The organism is Microbacterium gawkjiense (assembly GCF_031932225.1).
GTDB classification, from domain to species: domain Bacteria; phylum Actinomycetota; class Actinomycetes; order Actinomycetales; family Microbacteriaceae; genus Microbacterium; species Microbacterium gawkjiense.
This window is the reverse complement of sequence record NZ_JAUZVV010000002.1, coordinates 309,313-336,002: the sequence shown is the minus strand read 5'-3', so window position 1 is coordinate 336,002 and position 26,690 is coordinate 309,313. Positions and strand designations below refer to the sequence as shown.

Here is a 26,690-nt window from a genome sequence, read left to right as displayed (position 1 = left end):
CCGCCCGCTCAGGCCCGCGGCGTTCGCGTGCCGGCGAGGTGGGACACCCGGCTGTTCTGCATCATGCGAGTCTACTGGGCCGCCGGGAGGGGCGATGATGGATGCCGTGAAGCTCGCTCTCGCGGGGGTCGTCCTGCTCGTGGGCGCGATCGTCGCCGTCGCCACCGGCATCCTGCCCCTCACCGAGCTCGGCGTGGTCGCCGAGCGTGTCCTCCCGATCCTCGCCTTCGTCGTGGCGGTCACCGTCGTCGCGGAGCTCGCGGCGAAGGCCGGGGTCTTCGACGTCACCGCGTCGTGGCTGGCCCGGATGTCCCGGGGACGCACCGCTCTGCTCTGGGCACTCGTCGTGGCCCTCGCGATCGTGACCACCGCGTTCCTGTCGCTCGACACGACCGCCGTCCTCCTCACCCCCGTCGTGATCGCCGTCGCACGCGCGAACGGGCTGCCGCCGCTGCCGTTCGCCCTCGCGACGGTGTGGCTGGCGAACACGGCGTCGCTCCTGCTGCCGGTGTCGAACCTCACGAACCTCCTCGCCCTGGCCCGGATGCCGGGGGCCGCCGACCCGGCGTCGTTCGTGCTCCTCCTCGGGCCGTCCGCCGCCGTCGCCGTCCTGGTGACCGTCGCCCTCCTATGGGTCATCCATCGGCGCTCGCTGGTCGGCTCGTTCACGGTGGCCCCGCCGCCGCGGGTGAGCGACCGGGTGCAGCTCGTCGCGGCATCCGTCATCGTCCTCACCCTGCTGCCGCTGCTCGTGAGCGGGATCGAGCCGTGGATCCCCGCGACGGTGGCGGCCCTCGCCCTGATCGGTCTGTTCGCGTGGCGCTCGCCGAAGGCGCTGGGGCTGCGGCTCGTGCCGTGGTCGCTGCTCGTGTTCGCCGCGGGACTCTTCTCGGCCGTCGCCGCCCTCGAGGCGTGGGGCTCAGGACAGCTGGCGACGGCCGTGGCCGGATCGGGGTCGGCGCCGGTCGACCTGCTGCGGATGTCGGGAACGGCGCTCGTGACCGCGAATGCGCTCGACAACCTTCCCGCGTATCTCCTGCTCGAACCGACGGCGGACACGCCGGAGCGCCTGGCCGCCCTGCTGATCGGCGTGAACGCCGGGCCGCTCATCACGCCGTGGGCGTCGCTGGCCACCCTCCTCTGGCATCAGCGGCTCGTGGCGGCGGGGGTGCACCTGCCGTGGCGTCGCTTCATGCTGTGGGGTCTCGTCGCGGCTCCCCTCGTCGTCGCCGCAGCGACCGTCCCGCTGCTGCTGCGCTGACCTCAGAGGTGCTTCAGCGCCTCGCGACGGCTGAGTGGACTCAGCGCGTGGGCGGCCACGTAGGCGGACACCCACTCCGGGTACGCCCGGGCGGCGTCGCGCAACGCCCAGCCGATGGCTTTGCGGATGAAGAACTCGCCGTCGCGGAGGTTCGGCTCGAGCGCGTCGGTCAGCAGGCGCAGGTCCGTCCGCTCGCGGCGACCGAGCTGGCTGAGGATCGCGAGGCGTCGCAGCCACAGCTCCTCGCTCACACACCACCCGCGAACGAGGGCGTCTCCGTCGCGGGGATGCTCGTCGAGGAGTTCGCGGACGCGGCCGCTCAGCTCGTCGGTGACATCCCACCAGCGGCCCGTCCGCACCATGTGCTCGACGAGCGGGACGATCCGCAGGTCCGCGCGGGCGGGCGGCACGGCCAGGAGCATCATGGCCGCGTACCGCTCCTCGCGATGGGATGCCGCATCCCAGAGCTCCCGCGCGTCGTCGAGGATGCGCAGGGGGTCGGTTTCCCCCGCGGCCGCCGCCCGCGCGATCCGTCGCGTCTCCGGCACCCGCACGCCCAGGAACGGAAGGTCGGACTTCATGTACGCCTGCTGGCCGGCCGCGCGGGACGGGTCGGCTGCGGCCCGCAGGCGGGAGCGGATCTCGTCGACGCGGTGCACGTCAGGCGACGGTGAGGTCCACCTGGATCTCGCCCGCGAGCTCCTCCAGCGCGGCCGTCACCGGCGCGGCATCCGCTCCGGCCGGCACGCGGAACGCGACCGTCGCCTCGAAGAGGGTCCCGCCCGCCATCGGCGCGTCGAGCGTCCGACTGCGGAAGGTGTCGATGCTGAGCGCATGGGCGGCGATCGCCGCGGTCACGTCGCGCACGATCCCGGGGCGGTCGTTGCCGAGGACGGTGACCTCCATCGCACGCTCGACGGGTTCGGTCACCGAGGCCACGCGTCCGCCGTGGACGGTGACGCGCAGCATCCCGTCGAGTCCTTCGAGCGCCGTGACGAGGTCGGCCTCACGGTCGTCGTCGATCGAGACGAGCACGATGCCGGCGAAGGCGCCGGCCAGCTCGGCGAGCTCGCTGCGCTCCCAGTTGCCTCCCGCGGCCGAGACCTGCTCGGCGAGGGCGTTGACGAGTCCGGGACGGTCGTCGCCGACCACAGTGAGCACGAGGTGGGCCATGGCGGGATCCTATCGGTCGGGATGCTGCGGCGCAGGGGCATGCGCCGCGAGACGCGTACGGCGTAGCGTGCCGCTCATGAAGGCACTCCAGTACACGCGCATTGGTTCACACCCCGAGGTCGTCGAGATCGAGAAGCCGACTCCAGGTCCCGGGCAGGTGCTGCTCAAGGTCACCGCGGCGGGCGTCTGCCACTCGGACGAGTTCGTCATGGGGCTGAGCGAGGAGGAGTACACCGCCGCGGGGTACCCCCTGCCGTTGACCCTCGGTCACGAGGGGGCGGGCATCGTCGAAGAGCTCGGCGAGGGCGTCGAGCACCTGCAGGTCGGGGACGCCGTCGCGGTGTACGGTCCGTGGGGATGCGGGCGCTGCCGCAACTGCGCGCAGGGCAAGGAGAACTACTGCACGAACGCGCAGTCCGAAGGGATCATGCCTCCCGGCCTCGGCGCACCCGGATCGATGGCCGAGTACATGATCGTCGACAGCGCCCGTCACCTCGTTCCGCTCGGCGATCTGGACCCCGTGAAGAACGTCTCCCTGACGGATGCCGGGCTCACCCCGTATCACGCGATCAAGACCTCGCTGCCGAAGCTCGGCGCCGGCACGACCGCCGTGGTGATCGGGACGGGCGGTCTCGGGCACGTCGCGATCCAGATCCTGCGTGCGGTGTCGGCGACGACGGTCATCGCGTTGGACGTGAACGACGAGAAGCTGGCGCTCGCGCGCGAGGTCGGCGCGCATCACGCCGTGCTGAGCGATGAGAACGCCGTCGACGCCATCCGCGACCTCACCGGCGGCCTGGGTGCGAATGCGGTGTTCGACTTCGTCGGTGCGGAACGGACCATCGCCACCGCGGTCGGCGCAGCGGCCGTCGACGCCGACGTCACCATCGTCGGGATCGGCGGGGGCACGGCTCATGTGGGCTTCGGATCCATCGCCTACGACGCCGCCGTCCGCATCCCGTACTGGGGATCGCGCAGTGAGTTGATCGAGGTGCTCGACCTCGCACGATCGGGTCAGGTGTCGGTCGAGGTGCAGCGGTACTCCCTCGACGACGGCCCGAAGGCCTATGAGGCGCTCGCGGCCGGGAAGGTGCGGGGGCGCGCGGTCATCGTCCCCTGATCGGCCGCGGGGTCGCGATCATCCGTCGACGGCGTCGGTCACCACCGGCGCGAAGATGATGATCGCGGCCCCAACCAGGGCGACACCGGAGCCCACATAGTCCCACACGGTGGGGCGGAACCCGTCGACGACGATCCCCCAAGCCAAGGATCCCGCGACGAACACTCCGCCGTACGCGGCGAGCACCCGTCCGAAATGAGCGTCGGGCTGCAGGGCGGCGATGAAGCCGTAGGCGCCGAGGGCGACGATCCCGAGCAGCGCGAACCACCATCCTCGGTTCTCCCTCACGGCCTGCCAGATCAACCAGGCGCCGCCGATCTCGGCGACGGCGGCGAGGACGAACAGGACGATGATCCGGGCGGTGGTCATGTCCGCATTGTCTCAGCGACCTGTGACGACCGTGCGACACGTCCGGCCGGTGCGCGGGGATGGCCCGCGCGGGTGAGAGGATGACCGCGGAGACCGCAGCTCCGCCCTTCTGTACGCCTCGACCAGGGTCGGTTCCATGGGACTCCTCGCCTACAACAGCACCACACGCTTCGATATCGACGATCGCACTCTCGCGCACCTCGAAGCCGTCATCTACGCCAAGCTCCGCCGCGGCGAAGCCTTCCTCTTCACGTGGTCGCGGGCCGCGGGTGAAGGCACCGGCCGCACGACCGTGTGGATGAACCGGGCGTCGAGCCTCGCCTTCCGCCGGCGGGGCGACACCCGCATCCCGCTCAACCACGAGTGGGTCGAGCGCCTGATGGCTGCCGCGAACTCCCCCGCCGGACTTCACGAGCTGCCCGAGACGGAGCAGGTCGCAGCCGTGGGCTGACCCCTCGCTGCGCGGGTCCGGGACGCCTCGGGCCCGCGCAGCGCCGCCCGCGCACAACAAAAAACCCCCGGATAACCGGGGGTTTGTCTGTGCGCGATACTGGGATCGAACCAGTGACCTCTTCCGTGTCAGGGAAGCGCGCTACCGCTGCGCCAATCGCGCCTGTGAAGGCTGTTGAGTTGTGAGTGGAGGTGGCGACGGGATTCGAACCCGTGTGGACGGCTTTGCAGGCCGCTGCCTAGCCACTCGGCCACGCCACCGTGTGTGGTTTGACCCACGTGACGCGATCTCCCCGGAGGAAGATCCCCACACTCGAGCGGATGACGAGATTCGAACTCGCGACCCTCACCTTGGCAAGGTGATGCGCTACCACTGCGCTACATCCGCATTTCGTTCCGGATCTCTCCGGCACTCGTTAAACAGTAGACGATTCCGGGCCCAGTGCAAAACCGAGCACGCCCCGCGCGTGTCATCCCCCGCACCCCCGCGCCGGTTCGGTCCGAGCCTTCCGATCCGGTATGCTCGGACACCGGCCCGAGTGTCATTCGGGCGATTGGCGCAGTTGGTAGCGCGCTTCCTTCACACGGAAGAGGTCGTCGGTTCGAGTCCGGCATCGCCCACCGAACAAGCCCCGGTAGATCCCCGATCACCGGGGCTTCGTGGTTCCCGGGACCGATGGTTCCGCACGTCAGTGCTCCCCCACGATCCGGGCCCGCTGCACAGCGGCCGCGACGCCCGTCGTCCAGGGATCGCCGTGACCGGGGAGGACGACAGCGGCCCCGGTGGACTCCAGGGCGTCGAGGGAGCGCAGTGACTGCGCAGCATCCTTCGTCGCGGCGTTCGCGACGATCTGCGGACCGCGCACGCCCGTGTACGGGTCCAGCGTGACGAGCGCGTCCCCCGACAGCAGGATGCCGTGGGCCCGGAAGAAGAAGGCGCAGTGCCCGTCGGTGTGGCCGGGCGTGTGCACGACGGTGGGACGCCCCGGGACGTCCATCACGCCCGAGGGCGGGACGGATGCCTCCGCGTCGACGCCGCGCACCGCGAGCGCTCCGGCGGCCGCCATCCGCCCGATGATCGGCATCCCGCTCGGATGCGTCAGGAGGTACGGCACACGCGCGACCGCGGGGCGGTACCGATATGGATGCCGCGCGAGCCGGCGATCCGCCGTGTGGACGCGCACCGGAACGCCCGACGCGTGCAAGGACCGCGCGACGCCGACGTGATCGAAGTGCCCGTGGGTGAGGAGGACCGCATCGATGTCCTGCACCCGCAGCCCCAGATGCTTGAGGAGCGCGTCGAGCACCTTCCGCGACGCAGGCAGGCCGGCGTCGACGAGGGTGACGCCGTCGGCCGCGAGGACCAGGTAGCAGTTGGTGGCGGCCACGGTGATCCGGAAGAAGCCGGGACGATCCTCGACCCACGGAGCCGGCATCGTCATCCCTCCGACCCTCGGCCGGCGTCGAACTCACTCCGGTAGCGGCGCTCCGCCTCCTGGAGGAGCTGCTCGTCGAGTACCGCGACGGGGCGCGCGTCCGCGAGCAGCGGCTCGCAATCCGGCCCCCTGCCCGCGTGCTCGCCGGTCAGGACCCAGGCGAAGCGATCGGGGTTCTCGTCCTGCAGATGTCGATACTGCGACAGCTGACGCGCCAGCCAGTCCTCGAGAGGACGGGACCACCAGCCCTCGGCGTCCAGCGGGTTGACCGACAGACCCGGTAGCCGCAGGCCGCTCTCCGCGTCGACGCTCGTGCGCTCGGCATCCCGTGCGGGTCCTTCCGACCAGCGCACGTGCAGGCCGGGGCGCGCACGGACGAGCGCGGCCAGCTCCGCCAGGCGGCGGACGACCGGGAGGGCTGGGGGCGTCTGATCTGCGTCGCTCGACATGCAACGCAACGTAGGGAGGCGGAACCACCCCTCGGAGGGCCTTGACACGCGTGCCGCTGCACACGACAGGGGGCGCCGCGGATATCTCCGCGACGCCCCCTCGGGGTGACCAGGTGGTCGGGTCAGCTCTTGGCGTCGGCGAGGACGTAGCCGGCCTCACCGTGGATGACCGTGTCGATGCCGGCGATCTCGTCCTCGTTCTTGACGCGGAAGCCGATCGTCTTCTCGATCACGAGACCGATGATGTAGGCCAGCACGAACGAGTACGCCAGCACCGCGAAGGCCGCGATCGCCTGGACGATGAGCTGCGAGGCATCCCCACCCATGAACAGGCCGGTGCCGCGTGCGAAGAAGCCGAGGTAGAGCGTGCCGATGAGGCCGCCGACGAGGTGGATGCCGACCACGTCGAGCGAGTCGTCGAACCCGAGCTTGAACTTCAGCTCGATCGCGAGGGCGCAGACGGCACCGGCGATCAGGCCGAGCACGATGGCCCAGATCGGGTCGAGCGAACCGCACGCCGGCGTGATCGCGACGAGACCGGCGACGGCCCCGGACGCGGCACCAACCGAGGTCGGCTTGCCGTCCTTGATCTTCTCCACCAGGAGCCAGGCGAGCAGCGCGGCCGCCGGTGCGGCGATCGTGTTCACGAACGCCAGCGCAGCCGTGTTGTCGGCGGCGAGCTCGGAGCCCGCGTTGAAGCCGAACCAGCCGAACCACAGGAGCCCTGCGCCCAGGAGGACGAACGGCGGGTTGTGCGGGACGTGCACGCCCTTCTGGAAGCCGACCCGCTTGCCGAGGACGAGCGCGAGGGCCAGGGCCGCGGCACCCGCGTTGATGTGGACGGCCGTGCCGCCGGCGAAGTCGATCGCGCCGACCCCGAAGACGTCCTGAAGGCCGTGGGTGATCCAGCCGCCGTACGCGAACGAACCGTCCTCGGCGAGGCCGAAGTTGAAGACCCAACTGGCGACGGGGAAGTAGACGACCGTGGCCCAGACGGCCGCGAAGACCATCCACGCACCGAACTTCGCACGGTCGGCGATCGCGCCGGAGACGAGGGCGACGGTGATGATCGCGAACGTGGCCTGGAACGCGACGAAGGCGAGCGGCGGGTACGCGGCACCTTCGCCCGGCTCGAGGACGTTGGTGAGTCCGACGGCGCCTGCGTCGATGGACCACGGCGCGAGCGTGCCGTCAGCACCGGGGAAGGCGATCGCGTAGCCGTAGATGACCCACAGAACGCCGATGAGGCCGAGAGCGCCGAAGGACATCATCATCATGCTGATGACGCTCTTCGCCTTGACGAGGCCGCCGTAGAAGAACGCCAGACCGGGAGTCATCAGCAGGACTAGTGCCGCCGCGATGAGTATGAATGCGGTGTTGCCTTGATCCATCTCGAAAGGGAACCTCTCTGCAGGGACGCAGGTGTAGCGTCGGGTGCCCCCAGTGTCGGGGCCCGCAGTTTCGCCCGGCGGTCCAGGTGTGTTTCGGGTCGGTTACGAGGGTGCCGATCAGGTAAACATCACGTTTCCCGCCTCTGCGAGTGAGGCGTCCTGCGCCTTACGAGTGGGTGAGAGCCACCAGGCGCGAGACGGCGCGGAGGTACTTCTTGCGGTATCCGCCCGCGAGCATGTCCTCGCGGAACACGGAATCGAGTGGAGTCCCGGTGGCGCGGATCGGGATCTGCGCGTCGTACGCGCGGTCGACGAACGCCACGAAGCGCAGGGCGGCGGACTGGTCGTCGAATCCGACCACGTTCCGCAAGCCGATGGTCCCGATCCCCTCGATGAGGCGGATGTACCGCGACGGGTGCACCGAGGCGAGGTGGCGGATGAACGCCCCGAAGTCGTCATCGGAGACGAGAGCGGATGCCGCGGCATCCGTCATCGCGCTCTCGTAGGCGACGTCGTCGAGGACGACCGCGTGACCGTCGACGGCGCGCTGCCGGTAGTCGGTGCCGTCGATCCGGATGGTCTGGAAGTGCTCCGCCATCGCGTGGATCTCGCGCAGGAAGTCCTGCGCGGCGAACCGACCCTCACCGAGGGCGTTCGGCGGGGTGTTGGAGGTGGCGGCGAGCTTCGTGCCGGTGGGGACGAGCTCAGCGATGAGTCGCGTCATCACCATCGTGTCGCCCGGATCGTCGAGCTCGAACTCGTCGATGCACAGCAGGTCCGCGCCACGGAAGAGTTCGACGGTCTTCTGATAGCCCAGCGCCCCGACCAGCGCGGTGTACTCGATGAACGAGCCGAAGTACTTCCGGCGTGCCGGCATCGCGTGGTAGATCGCGGCGAGCAGGTGGGTCTTGCCGACACCGAAGCCGCCGTCGAGGTACACGCCCGGCTTCATCGGCGCTTCGCGCTTGGCGCGTCGGAAGAACCCTCCCCGCGCGGCGGGTGCCCCACGACCCGAGCTGAAGACCTCGAGCAGGTCCTTGGCCTCCTGCTGCGAGGGATAGGCCTCGTCGGCGCGGTAGGTCTCGAAGGTGGCCCCGTCGAACTGCGGCGGCGGCACGAGAGCGGCGACCATCTCGGCACCGCTCACCTTCGGATCGCGTTCGCTCAGGTGCGTGGTTCCGGAGGAGGTGAGGGGCACCCGACCAGCCTAGCCGCCGGGCGCAGTCCCGTTCGCGGCCCGCAGCGCGTGCGAGGATGGCGGCGTGTGGGTGACCGAGGTGCTGCCGTCGACCGGGGAGCGGGTGGATGCCGCGACGCCCGAGGGGCGCGCATGGTTGGCCGACCGGTACGCGCCGGCCGCGGACGCCTGGGTCCGCCTCAACATGATCACCTCCTTGACGGGGTCGGCCGTCGGCCCGGACGGCACGAGCGACACCCTCACGAACCGCGCCGACCGCGCGATCCTGGGCGTCATCCGCGCGGGCGCGGACGCCGTCGTCGTGGGAGCGCAGACCGTGCGAGCCGAGGGGTACGTCCTCCCCCGTCGCTCCCGCCTCGTGGTCGTGTCGCGAGCGGGTGACCTCGCCGGGCACCGACTCGAACCCGCCGCCGACGGACCCGAAGACCAGGCGCTCCTCCTGCTGCCCCCGGACGCGCCGATCCCGCGCCCCGTGCCCGGTGTCACCATCGTCCGCGTCACGCTGGACGACGGACGGATGCCGGTGCCCGGCATCCTCTCCGCACTCGCCGACCGCGGCATCCGACGCATCGTCTGCGAGGGCGGCCCGTCGTTGGCCGGACAGTTCGCCGCGGCCGACGTCGTCGACGAGTACTGCATCACGACAGCGCCCCGGTTGGTCCCGAGCGCCGGACCGTTCCTGCCGCTGGCGGACGCCGTCGACACGACACCCGCGGGCGTGCTCGTCGACGACGACGGATTCAGTTACCTGCGTCTGCGTCGCCGGTGAGGCCCCGCGCCGACAGCCAGTCGCGGATGTCCGAGGTCCAGCGCTCCTCGTCGTAGTTCCACAGCTTCGTGTGCCGGGCCCCCTCGAACTCATCGAGCGTGACGAGGTCGGGACGTCGATCCCGCAGCGCACGGGAGGCCGCCGGCGGCACGAAGTCGTCCGCCGCGCTGTGCAGGATCAGGATCGGCGCGACGAGCTCGTCCGCCCGGGCGAGAACGTCGAGACGGTCCCACGGGATCGGGTCGCCCGCCCCCGTCAGCGACGACGCCCACGGGCGGGTCAGCGCGTCGAGGGCGAGATGCGTCAGCGGGCGCGGGATGCGGGTGAGGTCGGCGTGATGCGTCAGCACGCGGCGCCAGTCGACGACGGGCGAGTCGAGGATGACGCCGACGATGAGGTCGCGGTGGGCGGATCCCGCCGCCAGCTGCAGCGCGATCGCGCCGCCCATCGACCACCCCATGAGGATGATGCGCCGCGCCCCGGCGCGACGGGCGTAGCCGATCGCGCGGTCGACGTCGCGCCACTCGGTCGCGCCCAGTGCCGAACTCCCTCCGCGGCTGCGCGGGGCGTCGGCATCGTTGCGGTAGGAGGTGAGCATCGAGGTGATCCCCGCGGCATGGAAGACCGGCACGGCACGCAGGGTCTCCGCACGCGTCGTGCCGCGTCCGTGGATGTGCACCGCCCAGACGTCGCTCCCGCCGTCCGCGGGGAACACCCACGCGGGGCACGACCCGAGCGAAGTGCTGACCGAGACCTCCTCGAACGGGAGATGCAATTCGGCGGGATCGGCGAAGTACCACCCGCTGAAGGCTGCGGCGGCGTCGAGGCGATCCGACTCGTCGATCTGGGTGAGGAGCTTCCGGGTGACGGTGTCCCTCCCCGCGGCGAGCACGGTGCCGAGCTTGATGTAACTCTGCGTCCCGGTGGTGAACAGGCCGTAACGCCCCGGCAGGACGGTGTCCGCCGAGCGCGAGAGCGTGATGGTCTGCGCGGCGACGTCGACGTCGACGAGGGTCGTGTCCGGCACCCGAGCGGAGAGCGTCACGACGCGCCGCGCGACGCGACCGGCGAGGAGGGCCAGCAGTCCCGTCGTACTGACGAGCGCCGTGGTGAGCGCGACGACCGTGCTGCGCATCGTGGGAACGGTCCCGGGTCGGGCCGCGTCGGGGACGGCGCGCCTGGAAGCCTTCATGGTGCCCTCACTCTAGTCTGTCGCCGTGACCGAACCCCCGACCGGGACGCCGGAGTTCCTCGCTGTGAGCGACGCGTTGCGCGCCCTGCACTTCCGCGAGGACTTCGTCGTGCGCGAGATCGCCGCACCGGCATCCCTCGCTCCCGAGGCCATCGCCTTCGCGGGCGACGTGCGTCCGGACAACGACGGTGAATCCCCTTACGGGACGGGCCGGATCGTCATCCTCCACGACGCCTCGGAACCGGATGCCTGGGGCGGCCCCTGGCGGATCGTCTGCTTCGCGCAGGCCCCTCTCGAACCCGAGATCGGCACCGATCCGCTGCTGGCCGACGTAGCCTGGTCATGGCTGGTCGATGCCCTCGCAGCGCGTGGAGCGACGTTCCACGCGGCATCCGGCACAGCGACCAAGACCCTCTCGAAGGGTTTCGGAACGCTGGCCGCCGAGGGCGACGGTGCGCAGATCGAACTCCGCGCGTCGTGGTCCCCCGATGGGGATCCGACCGGTCACATGGACGCCTGGGGCGAGCTGGTCTGCATGTTGGCAGGGCTCCCCCCGGGTTCGGAGAACATCGCCGTGTTCGGCGGACAGCGGAGTACACGTGGCTGAATACGAGGTCATCGCCGATCTGGATGCGGCGGCGGCCGCAGCGTCGCGCCTGGCGGCCGGTCACGGTCCCGTGGCCGTCGACGTCGAGCGGGCGTCGGGCTTCCGCTACTCGCAACGCGCCTACCTCATCCAGGTCTACCGGCGCGGCAGCGAGGTGTTCCTGTTCGACCCGCCCGCGATCGGCGACCTCTCCGCCCTGCAGGCGGCGATCGGCGACGAGGAGTGGGTGCTGCACGCCGCCAGCCAGGATCTGCCGTCGCTGCGCGAGGCCGGACTCGAGCCGCCCCGCATCTTCGACACCGAACTCGCCGCCCGACTGCTCGGTCACGACCGGGTGGGTCTGGGCGCCGTCGTCGAGGACACGCTCGGCATCACCCTGGCCAAGGCGCACTCGGCCGCGGACTGGTCGACGCGGCCGCTCCCCCAGGGGTGGCTCGAGTACGCCGCGCTGGACGTGCTGCACCTGATCGACGTCCGCGACGCCCTGGCGACCGAACTCAATGAACAGGGCAAGACCGCCTTCGCCCAGGAGGAGTTCGAGGCAGTGCGCACCCGCGCCCCCAAGCCGCCGCGCGAAGAGCCGTGGCGCCGGCTGAGCGGGCTCCACACGGTGCGCGGTCGCCGCGCGCTCGCCGTCGCCCGTTCGCTGTGGCAGGCCCGCGAGGACTACGCCCGCGAAGAGGACGTCTCCCCGGGACGGCTCGTGCCCGACCGCGCGCTGGTCGCGGCCGTCATCGCAGACCCCGCGACCAAGCAGGACCTCGCCCGAGTGAAGGAGTTCACGGGACGCGCGAGCCGCAGCCAGCTGGACCGCTGGTGGGCGGCCATCGAGGCGGGGCGCGCAGATCCCGCCCTGCCCGCCGAGCGGGGCCCGGGTGACGGAATGCCGCCGCCTCGCGCATGGGCCGACCGCAACCCCGCGGCGGACGCGCGCCTGAAGGCCGCCCGGCCTCTCGTGGAGGCGCGCGCCGAAGAGCTGGGGATGCCGACGGAGAACCTCCTGACGCCCGACCTGCTCCGCCGTGTGGCCTGGCATCCGCCGGCCGAAGTGACGGCCGAGTCGATCGGCGACGCCCTCGGCGAGCTGGGCGCGCGCCCCTGGCAGATTGCACAGACTGCACAGGTGATCGCCACGGCCTTTGTCGATTCCGTGCAGGTGCCCGACGCGGCATCCGAGACCGCTTCGTAGGTTCGACCCAACCGATTTTCGCGGTATCGCGGCCTCCTTAGGCTGGGTGGGAACCCAATCATTGGAGGCAGTGTGGCCGAGCTTTCGGACGTCTATTTCGTCGACGGAATGCGCACCCCGTTCGGGCGTGCGGGCGAAAAGGGCATGTATTGGAACACGCGCGCCGACGACCTCGCCGTCAAGGCGACGATCGGCCTCATGGAACGGAACCCCGACGTCCCGGCTGAGCGCGTCGACGACGTCGCGATCGCCGCGACGAGCCAGACCGGCGAGCAGGGGCTGACCCTGGGGCGGTCGGTGGCGATCCTCGCGGGGCTTCCGCAGACGGTCCCCGGCTTCGCCATCGACCGGATGTGCGCGGGCGCCATGACGAGCGTCACCACGATGGCCGGGGCGATCGGCGTCGGCATGTACGACGTCGCGCTCGCGGGCGGTGTGGAGCACATGGGGCACTACCCGATCGGGGGCAACGCCGACCCCAACCCGCGGTTCGTCGCCGAGAAGATGGTCGATCCCGGCGCCCTCAACATGGGAGTCACGGCGGAGCGCATCTTCGACCGGTTCCCGCAGCTCACGAAGGAGCGCTCCGACCGGTTCGGCATGCTGAGCCAGCACAAGGCCCAGGCCGCCTACGAAGCCGGCAAGTTCCAGCCCGACCTCGTGCCCGTCGCGGTGAAGGATGCCGAAGGCGCGTGGGGACTGGCGACCGAGGATGAGGGCCGTCGTCCGCAGACGACGATGGCGGACCTCGCCGCCCTCAAGACGCCGTTCCGCCCGCACGGTCGCGTGACGGCCGGCACATCCTCCCCCCTTACCGACGGCGCGACCATGTCGCTCCTCGCCGGCGGCGGCGCGGTCAAGGAACTGGGGCTCACCCCGAAGATGCGGATGGTCTCGTTCGCCTTCGCGGGCGTCCAGCCCGAGATCATGGGCATCGGCCCGATCCCCTCGACCGAGAAGGCGCTGAAGAAGGCGGGCCTCACGATCGACGACATCGGCCTGTTCGAGCTGAACGAGGCCTTCGCCGTGCAGGTCATCTCGCTGCTCGACCATTTCGGCATCGCCGACGACGATCCGCGCGTGAACCCCTGGGGCGGCGCGATCGCGCTCGGGCACCCGCTGGCGGCATCCGGTGTCCGCCTCATGATCCAGCTGGCGGCGCACTTCGCGGAGCGACCCGACGTCCGTTACGGCCTCACCGCGATGTGCGTCGGCCTCGGACAGGGAGGCTCCGTCATCTGGGAGAACCCGCACTACAACGGCAAGAAGAAGAAGTGAGGCAGCCGACCATGACGAACTACGACCGGATCGACTTCTCGCCCCTTCTCGCCCTCTCCGACAGCGAGGTCGTGACCCACTCCCCCGTCCGCGACATCACGCTCGCCAGCGGCAAGGTCCTCGCCCTCATCACGCTCGACAACGGCCGCGACCACACCCGCCCCAACACGCTGGGTCCGGCGACGCTCACCGAGCTCGGCGCGACGCTCGACACCCTGGCGACGCGCGCGGCCGCGGGCGAGATCGACGCCGTCGGCATCACCGGCAAGCAGTACATCCTGGCCGCCGGCGCCGACCTCAGCGAGGTCAGCAACGTCGGTTCGGTGGAGAACGCGCGACTCATCGCCCAGCTCGGCCATCACGTGCTCGGCAAGCTGTCCGACCTCGGCGTGCCCTCGTTCGCGTTCGTGAACGGGCTCGCGCTCGGCGGCGGCCTCGAGATCGCGCTGAACTCGACCTACCGGACGGTGGATGCCTCGGCTGCGGCGATCGCCCTCCCGGAGGTCTTCCTCGGGATCATCCCCGGCTGGGGCGGCGCGTACCTGCTGCCGAACCTCATCGGCATCGAGAACGCCCTCGAGGTCGTCATCTCGAACCCGCTGAAGCAGAACCGGGTGCTCAAGCCGCAGCAGGCGTACGACCTCGGCATCATGGACGCGATCTTCCCCGCCTCGAGCTACCTCGAATCGTCGCTGCGCTGGGCCGACGACGTCCTCACCGGCGCCGTCAAGGTCGAGCGTAAGAACGCCCCCGGCAAGATCGAGCGCCTCACCAAGTGGCCCATCGCGATCAAGATGGCCCGCGGCATGCTCGAGTCGAAGATCGGAACGGTGCCCCGGTCGCCGTACGTGGCTCTCGACCTGCTCGACAAGGCCAAGAGCGGCACCAAGGCCGAGGGCTTCGCGCGGGAGGATGAGGCGCTCGCCTCGCTCGTCACGGGCGACCAGTTCGCGGCATCCATGTACGCGTTCGACCTCGTGCAGAAGCGCGCGAAGCGGCCGGTCGGTGCGCCCGACAAGGCTCTCGCGAAGAAGGTCACGAAGGTCGGCGTCATCGGTGCGGGACTCATGGCCAGCCAGTTCGCGCTGCTGTTCGTGCGCAAGCTGCAGGTGCCCGTGCTCATCACGGACCTCGACCAGGCGCGCGTCGACAAGGGTGTCGCGTACATCCACGACGAGATCGGCAAGCTCGAGGCGAAGGGCCGGCTCGACGGCGACACCGCCAACAAGCTGCGCGCCCTCGTGACCGGGACGACGGACAAGTCCGCGTACGCGGACTGCGACTTCGTCATCGAAGCCGTCTTCGAAGAGGTCGGCGTCAAACAGGCCGTCTTCGCCGAGATCGAGGCCGTGGTGGCCGAGGACGCCATCCTCGCGACGAACACCTCGTCGCTGTCGGTCGAGGAGATCGGCGCGAAGCTCGCGCACCCCGAGCGGCTCGTCGGCTTCCACTTCTTCAACCCGGTCGCGGTCATGCCGCTCATCGAGGTCGTGAAGACGCCGAAGACCTCGGATGCCGCCCTGTCGACCGCGTTCGTCGTCGCGAAGGGCCTCGGCAAGAACGCGGTCCTCACTGCCGATGCGCCCGGCTTCGTCGTGAACCGACTGCTCGCCAAGGTCATGGGCGAGGCGGCCCGCGCCGTCTACGAGGGCACACCCGTCGCCGATGTCGAGAAGGCGTTCGCTCCGCTGGGCCTGCCCATGGGTCCGTTCCAGCTGATCGACCTCGTCGGCTGGAAGGTCGCCGCTCACGTGCAGGACACGATGGTTCGCGCCTTCCCCGACCGCTTCTACGCGAACGAGAACTTCCACGAGCTCGCCGCGCTCGACGCGGTCGTCGAGAAGGACAAGGGGGGCCGGGTGACCGGCTTCACGAAGGCCGCCGAGAAGGTCGCGAAGAAGGCGACCGGATCGACACCGGCATCCGCTCAGGAGATCCTCCGCCGGGTGCAGGACGGCCTCGCGCAGGAGATCAAGCTGATGCTCGACGAGGGCGTCGTGCCCGAGGTCGAGGACATCGACCTCTGCCTCATCCTCGGCGCGGGTTGGCCCTTCATCGACGGTGGCGCCACGCCGTACCTCGACCGCGAGGGAGCCAGCGAGCGGGTGTTCGGTGACACGTTCCACCACCCGCCGATCCGCGGCATCGCCTGATCGGACGGCAGGACGGGAGCGGCCCCGGGGTGGATCCCCGGGGCCGCTCCCGTGCGTCAGCGTGCCTCGAGCACCGCCTGGGCCGCACGGACCCGCAGGTCGCGCGCCAGGTGGTCGCGCTCCTCCAGGACGATGCGGCGGAGCGAGCCCGGCGCGTCCGGATGTTCGGCCAGCCACGCGTCGACCGCCGCGGTGTCCTCCGTGGCGGGGAACAGCCCCCGCACCAGACGCGCCGCGATCTCGATGCTGCGCGAGCGCCAGACCGGCAGGATGCGGGCGAAGTGATCGTCGTCGAACGCCGCGACGAGCGACCGGCTCCGGCCCGCCCGGACGCCCCGGATGACCGCGTCCAGATGATCGTTCGTCAGCGTCGGGTCGTCCCACGCCGCGCGCCACGCATCGGCACGGACGGATGCCTCGGGCCGAGCCGCGAGAGCGGCCAGCCGCGCCGTACGGCCCGACGATGTGGCATCCCGCGCCGCCTCCTCCTCGATCCGCGTCGCGTCCGCCCGGCCCGAGGCGGCGAGTCCGAACACCCACCCCCAGCGCAGGTCGGGGTCGAGCGCGAGCCCCTCGGGAGTCGGGGCCCGACCGTCGAGGATCGCCGTCATCAGCTCGGCGCGACCGTCCGACAGCTCAGCGGCCACCCCGACGGCACGCGCCCAGATGAGCTGCGCGTCCGAACCGGGGGCCGCGGCGTCCATCGCGGCCCCGGCGGTGTCGAGCCACGCATCCGCCGCCGCGGCACGGGCGGCGTCCGGGACGTAGTGGCGGACCGCGAAGGCCGCGTGGGCGAGGACGTCCGCGAGCAGGGCGGGGTGCGGTTCCTGCGGCGCATGCCGCGCCGCGATGGCGAGGTAGACGGATGCCGCGAGCTCGCCGTCCCGGACGGCGTTCCACAGCGCAGCCCAGACGACGCCCCGCGCGACCGCATCCGGCATGGTCGACAGACCCTCCTGGACCGCCTCGAGCGACCGGTCGTCGAGCCGCACCTTCGCGTACGACCGGTCGTCGACGTTCGCCACGACCACAGCGGCGTCGGGGAGGACGGGGGCGGTCACGACCGTCCGCTCCTCGAACAGGTCGACGGCGACGTCGCCGCGGGCCACGAGCCGCCCGCCCTCGTCGTTCCAGAGCCCGACGCGGACGGCATGGGGCCTCGCGACGTCCTGCGCGACCGCGAGGGGGGCACGCTCGGTCGTGAGGGTGGGCAGACCCGTCGTCTCGAGCCACGCGGCGCTCCACGACCGCAGGTCGCGGCCCGAGGCCTCTTCGAGAGCCGCCAGGAGGTCCTCCAGCGTCGTGTTGCCGTAGGCGTGCGCCGCGAAGTAGCGGCGCGCTCCGCGGAAGAACGCCTCCTCGCCGACGAAGCCCACGAGCTGCTTCAGGACCGAGGCGCCCTTGGCGTAGGTGATCCCGTCGAAGTTGAGCTTGGCCGCCTCGAGATCGGGGATGTCGGCGACGATCGGATGCGTCGTCGGCAGCTGGTCCTGCACGTACGCCCAGCCCTTCCGCCGGCTCGCGAAGGTGACCCAGGCATCCGGGTGGAGCCCCGTCGCGACGTTCGCGTGGGTCCCCATGAAGTCGGCGAACGACTCCTTGAGCCACAGGTCGTCCCACCACCGCATCGTCACGAGGTCGCCGAACCACATGTGGGCCATCTCGTGCAGGATCGTGTTCGACCTGGCTTCGCGCTGGGCCGCCGTCGCCGCTCCCCGGAAGACGTACGCCTCGGTGAAGGTCACCAGCCCGGGGTTCTCCATCGCGCCGAGGTTATACTCCGGGACGAAGATCTGGTCGTACTTGCCCCACGGGTAGTCCTGGTCGAACGCGCTCGTGAAGAAGTCCAGACCGCGACGGGTGATGTCGAGGATTTCGTCCGCGTCGAGGTGCTCCGCGAGCGAGGCACGACAGAGCACCCCGAGGTCGACGCTCTGGCGTTCGCCTCGCCACACACCGTCCACACGGTGGTACGGGCCCACCGCGACCGCGGTGACGTAGCTCGAGAGCGGCGGTGTCTCGGCGAACGAGACCCGGACGCCGCCGTCGACGTCGGTGCGCCCGGTCTCCGCACCGCCGGAGAGGATGACGCCGTCGCCCGCGGCCGTAACGTGGAAAGTCCACCGCGCCTTCAGATCGGGCTGCTCGAAGCAGGGGTAGACCCGGCGGCTGTCGGCGGGCTCGTACTGCGTGTAGAGGTACACCGCGCCGTCGACCGGGTCGGTGAAGCGGTGCAGACCCTCACCCGACCGGCTGTACCGGCCGCGCGCGCGGATCCGCACCGTGTTGCGTTCGGCCAGGCCCGTCAGTCGGATGCGGGCCCCGTCCCAGTCGACCTTTCGGGTCTCCCCGTTGATCTCCACCTCGTCGACCGACGCGCCCAGGAAGTCCACCCAGGTCTCCGAGGTCGCCGCGTCGAAGCGGAGGATGCTCTGCGTCTCGAAGTCCTCGCGCGCCGGGTCGGACGCCGATCGCACGTCGAGGTCGACCTCGATCGTCTCGAGCGTGACGACGGATGCGCGGGCCGCGGCATCCTCTCGACTCAGGTTCTCATCGCCGGGATGCTGCGGTGTCTGCATCCCTCCATGCTGTCACGCAGGGGCGACGTCAGTCCGACGCGGAGTCGGCGGGGCCGCGCAGTTCGACGTCCTGCGAGGACCACACCGCGTCGTCGGTCGATTGCCGGGCGATCGGCACGCGGGTGCCGAGGACCTGAGCGACCACGTCCTGCGCGATCTTCGGTGCCGTGAGCCCCGCATCCGCGAGGATCTGCTCGCGACTCGCGTGGTCGATGAACTCGTCGGGGAGCCCCAGCTCATCGACCGCGGTCGACACACCGGCCTCGCGCAGCACCTGCCGGACGCGGGTGCCGACGCCGCCGACGCGGATGCCGTCCTCGATCGTGATCACGAGGCGGTGGGATGCCGCCAGGTCGACGATCGCGGGGCGGATGGGCACGGCCCATCGAGGATCCACGACGGTCGACCCGATGCCCTGCGCCCGCAGACGTTCGGCGACGTCGACGGCGAGGTGGGCCATGGGTCCGATCCCGACCAGGAGCACGTCCTCCGCACCGCTGCGGTAAAGGACGTCGGTACCGTCCTCGAGCCGCTCGATCGCCTCGAGGGCGTCGGGTACGGACCCCTTCGGGAAGCGCACGACGGTCGGGGCGTCCTCGACCGTGATGGCCTCGTCGAACAGTTCGCGCAGCCGCTCGCCGTCGCGGGGTGCCGCCAGGCGGATGCCGGGGACGAGCTGCAGCATGGCGAGGTCCCAGATGCCGTGGTGGCTGGGGCCGTCGGGGCCGGTGACACCCGAGCGGTCGAGGACGAAGGTGACGCCCGCCTTGTGGAGGGCGACGTCCATCATGACCTGGTCGAACGCGCGGTTCATGAAGGTTGCGTAGATCGCAACGACGGGGTGGAGTCCGCCGAACGCGAGACCGGCGGCCGAGGCGACCGCGTGCTGCTCGGCGATGCCCACGTCGTACACGCGGTCGGGGAACCGCTGCGCGAACGGTTGCAGACCTGTCGGGCGGAGCATCGCGGCGGTCATCGCGATGATGTCCTCGCGCCGGTCGCCGGCGTCGACGAGGGCGTCCGCGAACACGTCGGTCCACGCCACGGCATCCGAGGCTCCGATGGGCTCACCCGTGACGGGGTCGATCTTGCCGACCGCGTGGAACTGGTCGGCCTCGTCACGCCGGGCCGGCTCGAAGCCGCGCCCCTTGTCGGTGATCGCGTGCACGATGACCGGGGCGCCGTACTCCTTCGCGAGGCGGAGGGTCTCCTCCATCGCGTCGAGGTCGTGCCCGTCGACGGGACCGAGGTACTTGATGTCGAGGTTGGAGTAGAGCGCGATGTTGTTCGTGAACCGGGAGAGGAACCCGTGGGTGCCGCCGCGCACACCGCGGTAGACCGCGCGCCCGACCGGGCCGAACAGGCGTGAGACGTGCGCGGAGCTGCGACGGAGCGTCTTGTAGCTGTCGGCGGTGCGCACGCGGTTGAGGTAGCGGGCCATGCCACCGATGGTCGGCGCGTACGACCGGCCGTTGTCGTTGACGACGATGACGAGGTTGCGGTCGTTGTCGTCGGAGATGTTGTTGAGCGCTTCCCACGTCATCCCGCCCGTCAGCGATCCGTCACCGACGACGGCGACGACGTGACGGTCCTTGCGCCCGGTGCGGGTGAGGGCACGCGAGACGCCGTCGGCCCAGCTCAGCGAGCTCGACGCATGCGAGGACTCGACGACGTCGTGCGGGCTCTCCGACCGCTGCGGGTAGCCGGCGAGGCCGCCGCGGGAGCGGAGCTTCGAGAAGTCCTGTCGCCCGGTCAGCAGTTTGTGGACGTAGGACTGATGCCCCGTGTCGAAGATGATGGGGTCGTTCGGCGAGTCGAACACACGGTGGAGCGCGATCGTGAGCTCGACGACGCCCAGGTTCGGGCCGAGGTGGCCACCGGTGCGGGAGACGTTCTCGACGAGGAAGGTCCGGATCTCGTCGGCGAGGATATGGAGCTCCTCGCTCGAGAATCGGTCGAGGTCACGTGGACCGGTAATTCCCTCGAGAAGACTCATGTCCAGAGTCTACGTGGCCCTACGCGAGAGGACCCCGACTCCACGCGGAGCCGGGGTCCTCTTGACAACGGACCTCAGACGAGCGAACGCAGCACGTACTGCAGGATGCCGCCGTTGCGGTAGTAGTCGGCCTCACCGGGGGTGTCGATACGGACGACCGCGTCGAACTCGATCGTCTGCTTACCCTCGGGCGAGAACTCGCTGGGCTCGGCGACGACCTTCACCGTCTTGGGGGTGACGCCCTCGTTCAGCTCCTCGAGACCGGTGATCGAGACGATCTCGGTGCCGTCGAGGCCGAGCGACTTCCAGCTCTCCCCCTCGGGGAACTGGAGCGGCACGACACCCATGCCGATGAGGTTCGAGCGGTGGATGCGCTCGAAGCTCTCGGTGATGACCGCCTTGACGCCCAGCAGGCTGGTGCCCTTGGCCGCCCAGTCGCGCGACGAGCCCGAGCCGTACTCCTTGCCGCCGAAGACGACGAGCGGGGTGCCCTGCGCCTGGTAGTTCTGGCTCGCGTCGTAGATGTACGACTGCGGGCCGCCCGGCTGCGTGAAGTCGCGGGTGAACCCGCCCTCGACGACCTTGCCGTCGTTGACGGCGGCCACGAGCTCGTTCTTCAGGCGGATGTTGGCAAAGGTGCCGCGGATCATGACCTCGTGGTTCCCGCGGCGCGAGCCGTAGGAGTTGAAGTCCTTCTGCGCGACCCCGTGCTCGGTCAGGTACTGCGCGGCGGGGGTGCCCGCCTTGATGTTCCCGGCCGGGCTGATGTGGTCGGTCGTGACCGAGTCGCCGAGCGTCGCCATGACGCGCGCGCCGGAGATGTCGGTGACCGGTGCGGGGGTGCGCTCCATGCCGTCGAAGTACGGCGCCTTGCGGACGTACGTCGAGTCCTCGTCCCATTCGAAGACGGGACCGGTGGGCGTGGGCAGGTTCTTCCAGCGCTCGTCGCCGTCGAAGACGGTCGAGTACTGCTTGATGAACTGCTCGCGGGAGATCGAGTGGTCGATGACCTCCTGCACCTCGTCGGGCGAGGGCCAGATGTCCTTCAGGAACACGTCGTTGCCGTCCGCGTCCTTTCCGAGAGCGTCGGTCTCGAAGTCGAAGTTCATCGACCCGGCGAGGGCGTAGGCGACGACCAGCGGCGGCGACGCGAGGTAGTTCATCTTCACGTCGGGGCTGATGCGACCCTCGAAGTTGCGGTTGCCCGAGAGCACCGCGGTGACGGCCAGGTCGTTCTCGTTGATGGCCGCCGAGACCTCGTCGATGAGCGGGCCCGAGTTGCCGATGCAGATCGTGCAGCCGTAGCCGACGGTGTAGAAGTCGAGCGCCTCGAGCGCCTTGTCGAGCCCGGACTTCTCGTAGTAGTCCGTGACGACCTTCGAGCCGGGGCCGAGCGTCGTCTTGACCCACGGCTTGCGCTTCAGGCCCTTGTCGGTGGCTTTCTTGGCGAGCAGGCCCGCCGCGATCATGACCGACGGGTTCGACGTGTTCGTGCACGAGGTGATGGCCGCGAGGGTCACCGCGCCGTTGTCGAGGAGGTAGGACTGCCCGTCGGGCGTCGTGACCTTGACCGGCTTGGATGCCGCGTGGCGGGCACCGCTCGAGATTATCGAGGGGACGTGCTCGTGGTCGTGCTGGTGCGAGACGCCCTCGGCCGAAACCGTCTCGTGCTCGACACCCGGGGCGGTACCCGGGTCGGAGGCGGGGAACGTGCCCTCGATCTCGACCGAGTCCTCCTCGGCGGCATCCGCGTAGTTGAGGATGTCCTTCTCGAACTGACTCTTCGCCTCGGAGAGCAGGATGCGGTCCTGCGGGCGCTTCGGGCCGGCGATGGAGGGGACGACCGTCGAGAGGTCGAGCTCCATGAACTCGCTGAAGCTGAGGTCGCGCGCCGGGTCGTGCCAGAGCGACTGCGCCTTCGCGTACGCCTCGACGAGCGCGACGGTCTGCTCGTCGCGACCGGTCAGACGCAGGTAGTCGAGCGTGACGTCGTCGACGGGGAACATGGCGGCGGTCGAGCCGAACTCGGGGCTCATGTTGCCGATGGTGGCGCGGTTGGCGAGCGGCACCTGGGCGACGCCCTCGCCGTAGAACTCGACGAACTTGCCGACGACGCCGTGCTTGCGGAGCATGTCGGTGATCGTGAGGACGACGTCCGTGGCGGTCACGCCGGCGGGGATCTCACCGGTCAGCTTGAAGCCAACGACGCGCGGGATCAGCATGGAGACGGGCTGGCCGAGCATCGCGGCCTCGGCCTCGATGCCGCCGACGCCCCAGCCGAGCACGCCCAGGCCGTTGACCATCGTGGTGTGCGAGTCGGTGCCGACACAGGTGTCGGGGTAGGCGCGCAGCACACCGTCGACGGTGCGGTCGTAGACGACCTTGGCCAGGTGCTCGATGTTGACCTGGTGGACGATGCCGGTGCCGGGCGGGACGACCTTGAAGTCGTCGAAGGCGGTCTGGCCCCAGCGCAGGAACTGGTACCGCTCGCCGTTGCGCTCGTACTCGATCTCGACGTTGCGCTCGAGAGCGTTCTCGCTGCCGAAGAGGTCGGCGATGACCGAGTGGTCGATGACCATCTCGGCGGGCGAGAGCGGGTTGATCTTGTTGGGGTCGCCGCCGAGGGCCGTCACGGCCTCGCGCATCGTGGCGAGGTCGACGATGCACGGGACACCGGTGAAGTCCTGCATCACGACGCGTGCGGGCGTGAACTGGATCTCGGTGTTCGGCTCGGCGTCGGGCTGCCAGTTCCCGAGAGCCTCGATCTGCTCCTTCGTGACGTTCGCACCGTCTTCGGTGCGGAGCAGGTTCTCGAGGAGGATCTTGAGGCTGTACGGAAGCTTCTCGTAGCCGGGAACGGTGTCGATGCGGAAGATCTCGTAGTCGGTGTCGCCGACCGTGAGTGTGCTCTTCGCACCGAAGCTGTCAACAGTGGACACGTGTGCTCTCCTTCGTCGGCGGGCGCGGCGTGAGCCGGCCCTCCCATCTTCGCCCCGCCCGGTCCCGGCGGCTAGTGAGGTCTGCCTTACCGTGACGGGCGAAATCTATCTTGATATCAAGATACCTCACGGACGCCTCCGACACGTGTGTCAGACGTCCTCCTCGTCCGTATCGGCCGCATCCGCGATCCGGGCGACGAGGACCGGTTCCTCCTCGAGACACATCCCGCGCAGCCGTTCGAGCAGATCCGCGATGCTCGTAGAACCCAGCAGGCGGAACCGGTCGTACTCCCCCAGCGGGGCCATGGCGGCCAGCTGCCACGTCGAGACGACGGGATCGTCGGCCACCTCGGCATCCGGGTCCCACCGCGCTTCGTCGAGGACCGCAGCCAACGTTGCGACACGACGCACGACGCGCTCCACCTCACGGCGCAGCGGCAGGAGGTCCTCGTCCCAGGCGAGCGGCGCGACGGGTGACACGTCCGCCACGGGATGCGGGTCGTCCTCACCCCACCTGTCGACGGCGATCCGCTCCCCTCCCACGGCGATCACGAACAGGTCCTCGGCGCCCGCCTCGACCCGGACGATGCGCGCCAGGGTTCCGAGCATCGCGCGCTCGTCGCCGCCCCCGGCCTCGAATCCGCGCTCGATCAGGACCACCCCGAACGACGGGTCGTCGGCATCGAGCAGCCGCCCGATCATCGTGAGGTACCGCGGCTCGAAGACGCGCAGCGCAAGCGGCGTGTGCGGGAGCAGCACGCTTCCCAGCGGGAACATCGGCACGGCGTCCATGGGCTCAGTCAATCAGCCCCGCGGCGCCGGTGGGGTGGTTCCTCAGCTCTCGTCGAGGCGCGGGACACGCGGGGGGTACAGCGCCCGGACCGCGAGCCATGTCACGGCGACCATCGGGGCGAACAGCGGCAGACCCATGACGAGTTTGAGCGTGCCGAGTGCTGCGACCTCTCCCGCGAGGTACAACGGGAGCTGCACGGCCAGCCGGGCGTAGAACAACGCCGCCCACGCGATCGTGAGCCAGAAGAAGGCACGACGCTTGCGCCGGTCGGCGCGCCACGCGGTGCCCTCGTTCATGAGGAAGCCGACGGCGAGTCCGATGAGCGACCAGCCGATCAGTGCCGAGATCAGCAGACCGGTGCCGTACGCGGCGTTCGTGATCAGCCCGGGGACGAAGTTGTCCTCGCCGCGACCGGTGAACAGCGCGAGCGCGGCAGCGACGCCCGTCGCGACGAGACCGCCGAAGGCGGCGGCCGCCGGCGACCGCTGGAGGAGGCGGATGATCGTGAACACGGCCGCGAGCCCGACCGACGCGACGAGCGACAGCACGAGGTCCTGCCCGGTGACCGTGAAGAGGACGACGAAGACAAGGCCGGGGAGGACGGATTCGGCGATGCCGCGCCATCCCCCCATCGCCCGCCAGACGACGTGACCGGTCGTCGCATCCTCGGCCGGATCCAGTCCGGCCCGCTTCGCCGCACCGCCCAGGGCCTGCCCGAGCAGCTCGGACGCCGTCGCACCCTCGGATGCGACCGGGGGGACGAGGTCGGGGCGGGGCGTCGAGGGCTCGTCGGATCCGCCCTGGTCCTGCGACGCGGTCATGCGCTGCCGGGAGAGGCGGGCATCTTCAGCGGGATCAGGTCGCGTGGCGGCATGGGGGTCGCTCCCCGCACCACGACGATCGATCGGAAGAGGTCCTCGACCTGCGCCGCAGCGTCGATGTCGCTCGCGGCGGCTCCGCCGATGACGCCGCGCAGGAACCACCGGGGACCGTCGACACCCACGAACCGGGCGAGACGCTTGCCGGCCGCGCCGTCGGCTCCCGCGACGGGGACCTCGGCGAGCAGCTCGGGACCGAGCGGGCCCTCGCGCTCCTCGACGCGACCGCCCTGCTGGCGCACCTGCTGTCGGATCTGCTCACGCGTCTCCTCCCACAGGCCGCTCGAGCGCGGCGCGGCGAAGGGCTGGACCTGCAGCGTGGAGCCGGCGTAGTCGAGGCCGACGGCCACGATGCGCTTGGTCTGCTCCTCGACCTCGAGACGCAGGTTCAGGCCCTCGCGGGGCAGCACCTTCACGCCGCCGAGATCGATGTACGGACGGACGGGATTGGCTTCCGCCTCGTCGAAGGGACCGTTGCTGGCACGATCGCTCGGTGCCGACTTGGGGGCGAGCTCGTCGCTCATGCGGGTTGTCCTGTCGTATAGCCGGTGGATCCGAATCCCCCGTCGCCGCGCACACTGTTGGGAAGCGCGTCGACGGGGAGGAAGGTCGCCCGCGAGACGGGCATGACGATGAGCTGGGCGATGCGGTCGCCGGGCGCGACGTCGAACGCCTCTGCGGCATCCGTGTTCAACAGCGTGACCTTGATCTCGCCGCGGTAGCCGGCATCCACCGTCCCCGGGGAGTTGACCACCGTGATGCCGTGCTTCGCCGCGAGACCGCTGCGCGGCACGACGAAGGCGACGTAGCCGTCGGGCAACGCGATGCGCACGCCGGTGCCGATCAGGGCGCGCTGCCCGGGGGCGAGTCGGACCCGCTCCGTGGCGACGAGGTCGGCGCCCGCGTCGCCCGGGTGCGCGTAGACGGGGACCTGAGCCGAGATAATGGGAACGTCCACGGTATCCATCACCCCCCGAGGCTAATGCACAACACCGACCGCTCCGCTCCCCCCTCGTACCGCGAGCGGCTGAGCCCGTCGCTGTGGCTGCTGGTCAGTGCCGCGGTGTGCGCACCGATGGCCGCGGTGACCTTCGCGCCGATCGACACGACCCTCGCGCTCGTGGTCGGTCTGGCCGTCGGCGTGGGCCTCGTCTCGGCACTCATCGCCGGCGCTCCGGTCATCTCGGTGAGCGACGGCGAGCTCCGCGTGGGCCGCGCGCACATCGCCGTCAGCGACCTCGGTGAGCCCGAGATCCTCGCCGGCGAGGCCGCGCGGGCCGCCCGCGGCAGCGACCTCCGCCGCGACGACTGGCACCTCCTGCGCGGAGGCATCGACGGTGTCGTCCGCGTTCCCGTCGCAGACGAAGACGACCCCACGGCGCGGTGGGTGTTCTCGTCCCGCACCCCCGAGAGGGTGGCGGCGATGATCACCCGCGCGCAGCGGGGTCGCTGAGACCTGAAGGTCGGGGC

24 protein-coding genes and 4 tRNA genes are annotated in these 26,690 nt (G+C 70.3%); 10 read left to right on the top strand and 18 right to left on the bottom strand.

Features of this window, described 5'->3' with window-relative positions; translation table 11 throughout:
- Positions 1 to 94 precede the first annotated feature (94 nt).
- Entirely contained in the window at positions 95 to 1,261 is a 1,167-nt protein-coding gene (locus tag Q9S71_RS09735) for an SLC13 family permease (protein WP_311862040.1), read from the top strand.
- Between the two features lie 2 nt (positions 1,262 to 1,263).
- Here the strand turns inward: Q9S71_RS09735 and Q9S71_RS09730 are convergent, their stop codons facing one another.
- Complete coding sequence (locus Q9S71_RS09730; protein WP_311862039.1) at positions 1,264 to 1,920, bottom strand: DNA alkylation repair protein; 657 nt, start codon at positions 1,918 to 1,920, stop codon at positions 1,264 to 1,266.
- A gap of 1 nt (position 1,921) precedes the next feature.
- Complete coding sequence (locus Q9S71_RS09725) at positions 1,922 to 2,434, bottom strand: glycine cleavage system transcriptional repressor (RefSeq protein ID WP_311862038.1); 513 nt, start codon at positions 2,432 to 2,434, stop codon at positions 1,922 to 1,924.
- Positions 2,435 to 2,510: 76 nt separating this feature from the next.
- Here Q9S71_RS09725 and Q9S71_RS09720 point away from each other — a divergent pair, with 76 nt between their 5' ends.
- Entirely contained in the window at positions 2,511 to 3,554 is a 1,044-nt protein-coding gene (locus tag Q9S71_RS09720; protein WP_311862037.1) for an NAD(P)-dependent alcohol dehydrogenase, read from the top strand.
- 18 nt (positions 3,555 to 3,572) lie between these two features.
- Here the strand turns inward: Q9S71_RS09720 and Q9S71_RS09715 are convergent, their stop codons facing one another.
- A complete protein-coding gene (locus tag Q9S71_RS09715) occupies positions 3,573 to 3,923 on the bottom strand; it encodes a YnfA family protein (RefSeq protein WP_311862036.1) in 351 nt (116 codons plus the stop codon).
- 136 nt (positions 3,924 to 4,059) lie between these two features.
- Here Q9S71_RS09715 and Q9S71_RS09710 point away from each other — a divergent pair, with 136 nt between their 5' ends.
- Positions 4,060 to 4,374, top strand: a complete 315-nt coding sequence (locus Q9S71_RS09710; protein WP_311283709.1) for a DUF7882 family protein — start codon at positions 4,060 to 4,062, stop codon at positions 4,372 to 4,374.
- 90 nt (positions 4,375 to 4,464) lie between these two features.
- Here the strand turns inward: Q9S71_RS09710 and Q9S71_RS09705 are convergent.
- The 3 genes from Q9S71_RS09705 to Q9S71_RS09695 form a co-directional block, all read right to left on the bottom strand.
- Positions 4,465 to 4,536: transfer RNA gene (locus Q9S71_RS09705), tRNA-Val, on the bottom strand.
- Between the two features lie 24 nt (positions 4,537 to 4,560).
- A tRNA-Cys gene (locus tag Q9S71_RS09700) sits at positions 4,561 to 4,634 on the bottom strand.
- Between the two features lie 55 nt (positions 4,635 to 4,689).
- Positions 4,690 to 4,761, bottom strand: a tRNA-Gly gene (locus tag Q9S71_RS09695).
- A 160-nt stretch (positions 4,762 to 4,921) separates the two neighbouring features.
- On the opposite strand from Q9S71_RS09695, the gene Q9S71_RS09690 reads away from it, so the two are divergent.
- Positions 4,922 to 4,994, top strand: a tRNA-Val gene (locus Q9S71_RS09690).
- A 68-nt stretch (positions 4,995 to 5,062) separates the two neighbouring features.
- Here the strand turns inward: Q9S71_RS09690 and Q9S71_RS09685 are convergent.
- From Q9S71_RS09685 to zapE, 4 genes are all read right to left on the bottom strand, one after another.
- A complete protein-coding gene (locus Q9S71_RS09685) occupies positions 5,063 to 5,815 on the bottom strand; it encodes an MBL fold metallo-hydrolase (protein WP_311862034.1) in 753 nt (250 codons plus the stop codon).
- Positions 5,812 to 6,258, bottom strand: a complete 447-nt coding sequence (locus tag Q9S71_RS09680; RefSeq protein ID WP_311862033.1) for a DUF6098 family protein — start codon at positions 6,256 to 6,258, stop codon at positions 5,812 to 5,814. The genes Q9S71_RS09685 and Q9S71_RS09680 overlap by 4 nt, the downstream gene beginning before the upstream one ends.
- A 122-nt stretch (positions 6,259 to 6,380) precedes the next feature.
- Positions 6,381 to 7,649 (bottom strand): ammonium transporter, encoded by a 1,269-nt coding sequence (locus Q9S71_RS09675; RefSeq protein WP_311862031.1) that lies wholly within the window; start codon positions 7,647 to 7,649, stop codon positions 6,381 to 6,383.
- Between the two features lie 166 nt (positions 7,650 to 7,815).
- A complete protein-coding gene (zapE, locus tag Q9S71_RS09670) occupies positions 7,816 to 8,847 on the bottom strand; it encodes a cell division protein ZapE (protein ID WP_253034612.1) in 1,032 nt (343 codons plus the stop codon).
- A gap of 64 nt (positions 8,848 to 8,911) precedes the next feature.
- Between zapE and Q9S71_RS09665 the strand changes: the two genes are divergently transcribed.
- On the top strand, positions 8,912 to 9,616 hold the full coding sequence (locus tag Q9S71_RS09665; RefSeq protein WP_311862030.1) for a dihydrofolate reductase family protein: 705 nt from the start codon (positions 8,912 to 8,914) through the stop codon (positions 9,614 to 9,616).
- Here Q9S71_RS09665 and Q9S71_RS09660 read toward each other — a convergent pair.
- Positions 9,588 to 10,808: an alpha/beta hydrolase family protein gene (locus tag Q9S71_RS09660; RefSeq protein ID WP_311862029.1), complete on the bottom strand. Its 1,221-nt coding sequence runs from the start codon at positions 10,806 to 10,808 to the stop codon at positions 9,588 to 9,590. The genes Q9S71_RS09665 and Q9S71_RS09660 overlap by 29 nt on opposite strands.
- 25 nt (positions 10,809 to 10,833) lie before the next feature.
- On the opposite strand from Q9S71_RS09660, the gene Q9S71_RS09655 reads away from it, so the two are divergent.
- From Q9S71_RS09655 to Q9S71_RS09640, 4 genes are all read left to right on the top strand, one after another.
- Positions 10,834 to 11,415, top strand: coding sequence for a DUF3000 domain-containing protein (locus Q9S71_RS09655; RefSeq protein WP_311862028.1), 582 nt, complete (start codon positions 10,834 to 10,836; stop codon positions 11,413 to 11,415).
- A complete protein-coding gene (locus Q9S71_RS09650; protein ID WP_311862027.1) occupies positions 11,408 to 12,604 on the top strand; it encodes a ribonuclease D in 1,197 nt (398 codons plus the stop codon). Before Q9S71_RS09655 ends, Q9S71_RS09650 begins: the two co-directional genes overlap by 8 nt.
- A gap of 72 nt (positions 12,605 to 12,676) precedes the next feature.
- Positions 12,677 to 13,882, top strand: a complete 1,206-nt coding sequence (locus Q9S71_RS09645) for a thiolase family protein (protein WP_064002119.1) — start codon at positions 12,677 to 12,679, stop codon at positions 13,880 to 13,882.
- Between the two features lie 11 nt (positions 13,883 to 13,893).
- Positions 13,894 to 16,035 carry a 3-hydroxyacyl-CoA dehydrogenase NAD-binding domain-containing protein gene (locus Q9S71_RS09640; RefSeq protein ID WP_311862026.1) on the top strand — a complete coding sequence of 714 codons (2,142 nt, stop codon included), beginning with the start codon at positions 13,894 to 13,896 and terminating at the stop codon, positions 16,033 to 16,035.
- Between the two features lie 56 nt (positions 16,036 to 16,091).
- On the opposite strand, the gene pepN is transcribed toward Q9S71_RS09640, so the two are convergent.
- The 7 genes from pepN to dut form a co-directional block, all read right to left on the bottom strand.
- Positions 16,092 to 18,614, bottom strand: a complete 2,523-nt coding sequence (pepN, locus tag Q9S71_RS09635; RefSeq protein WP_311862025.1) for an aminopeptidase N — start codon at positions 18,612 to 18,614, stop codon at positions 16,092 to 16,094.
- Positions 18,615 to 18,642: 28 nt separating this feature from the next.
- On the bottom strand, positions 18,643 to 20,610 hold the full coding sequence (gene dxs, locus Q9S71_RS09630; protein ID WP_311862023.1) for a 1-deoxy-D-xylulose-5-phosphate synthase: 1,968 nt from the start codon (positions 20,608 to 20,610) through the stop codon (positions 18,643 to 18,645).
- A gap of 74 nt (positions 20,611 to 20,684) precedes the next feature.
- Entirely contained in the window at positions 20,685 to 23,549 is a 2,865-nt protein-coding gene (locus tag Q9S71_RS09625; protein ID WP_311862021.1) for an aconitate hydratase, read from the bottom strand.
- 150 nt (positions 23,550 to 23,699) lie between these two features.
- Positions 23,700 to 24,341, bottom strand: a complete 642-nt coding sequence (locus tag Q9S71_RS09620; protein WP_311862019.1) for an LON peptidase substrate-binding domain-containing protein — start codon at positions 24,339 to 24,341, stop codon at positions 23,700 to 23,702.
- A gap of 42 nt (positions 24,342 to 24,383) precedes the next feature.
- Entirely contained in the window at positions 24,384 to 25,163 is a 780-nt protein-coding gene (locus tag Q9S71_RS09615) for a DUF3159 domain-containing protein (RefSeq protein ID WP_217531696.1), read from the bottom strand.
- Positions 25,160 to 25,744: a DUF3710 domain-containing protein gene (locus Q9S71_RS09610; RefSeq protein WP_064002126.1), complete on the bottom strand. Its 585-nt coding sequence runs from the start codon at positions 25,742 to 25,744 to the stop codon at positions 25,160 to 25,162. Before Q9S71_RS09610 ends, Q9S71_RS09615 begins: the two co-directional genes overlap by 4 nt.
- Complete coding sequence (gene dut, locus Q9S71_RS09605) at positions 25,741 to 26,190, bottom strand: dUTP diphosphatase (RefSeq protein ID WP_311862018.1); 450 nt, start codon at positions 26,188 to 26,190, stop codon at positions 25,741 to 25,743. The genes Q9S71_RS09610 and dut overlap by 4 nt, the downstream gene beginning before the upstream one ends.
- A gap of 12 nt (positions 26,191 to 26,202) precedes the next feature.
- On the opposite strand from dut, the gene Q9S71_RS09600 reads away from it, so the two are divergent.
- Complete coding sequence (locus Q9S71_RS09600) at positions 26,203 to 26,673, top strand: DUF3093 domain-containing protein (protein WP_311862017.1); 471 nt, start codon at positions 26,203 to 26,205, stop codon at positions 26,671 to 26,673.
- The last annotated feature ends 17 nt before the right edge of the window (positions 26,674 to 26,690 follow it).

Bases quoted from the DNA above. Each gene is read 5' to 3' on its own strand.
- Q9S71_RS09735 (WP_311862040.1), top strand. From the start codon at position 95: ATGATGGATGCCGTGAAGCTCGCTCTCGCGGGGGTCGTCCTGCTCGTG.
- Q9S71_RS09725 (WP_311862038.1), bottom strand. From the start codon at position 2,434: ATGGCCCACCTCGTGCTCACTGTGGTCGGCGACGACCGTCCCGGACTC.
- Q9S71_RS09720 (WP_311862037.1), top strand. From the start codon at position 2,511: ATGAAGGCACTCCAGTACACGCGCATTGGTTCACACCCCGAGGTCGTC.
- Q9S71_RS09715 (WP_311862036.1), bottom strand. From the start codon at position 3,923: ATGACCACCGCCCGGATCATCGTCCTGTTCGTCCTCGCCGCCGTCGCC.
- Q9S71_RS09710 (WP_311283709.1), top strand. From the start codon at position 4,060: ATGGGACTCCTCGCCTACAACAGCACCACACGCTTCGATATCGACGAT.
- Q9S71_RS09685 (WP_311862034.1), bottom strand. From the start codon at position 5,815: ATGACGATGCCGGCTCCGTGGGTCGAGGATCGTCCCGGCTTCTTCCGG.
- Q9S71_RS09680 (WP_311862033.1), bottom strand. From the start codon at position 6,258: ATGTCGAGCGACGCAGATCAGACGCCCCCAGCCCTCCCGGTCGTCCGC.
- Q9S71_RS09675 (WP_311862031.1), bottom strand. From the start codon at position 7,649: ATGGATCAAGGCAACACCGCATTCATACTCATCGCGGCGGCACTAGTC.
- Q9S71_RS09660 (WP_311862029.1), bottom strand. From the start codon at position 10,808: ATGAAGGCTTCCAGGCGCGCCGTCCCCGACGCGGCCCGACCCGGGACC.
- Q9S71_RS09640 (WP_311862026.1), top strand. From the start codon at position 13,894: ATGACGAACTACGACCGGATCGACTTCTCGCCCCTTCTCGCCCTCTCC.
- pepN (WP_311862025.1), bottom strand. From the start codon at position 18,614: ATGCAGACACCGCAGCATCCCGGCGATGAGAACCTGAGTCGAGAGGAT.
- dxs (WP_311862023.1), bottom strand. From the start codon at position 20,610: ATGAGTCTTCTCGAGGGAATTACCGGTCCACGTGACCTCGACCGATTC.
- Q9S71_RS09620 (WP_311862019.1), bottom strand. From the start codon at position 24,341: ATGGACGCCGTGCCGATGTTCCCGCTGGGAAGCGTGCTGCTCCCGCAC.
- Q9S71_RS09615 (WP_217531696.1), bottom strand. From the start codon at position 25,163: ATGACCGCGTCGCAGGACCAGGGCGGATCCGACGAGCCCTCGACGCCC.
- Q9S71_RS09610 (WP_064002126.1), bottom strand. From the start codon at position 25,744: ATGAGCGACGAGCTCGCCCCCAAGTCGGCACCGAGCGATCGTGCCAGC.
- Q9S71_RS09600 (WP_311862017.1), top strand. From the start codon at position 26,203: ATGCACAACACCGACCGCTCCGCTCCCCCCTCGTACCGCGAGCGGCTG.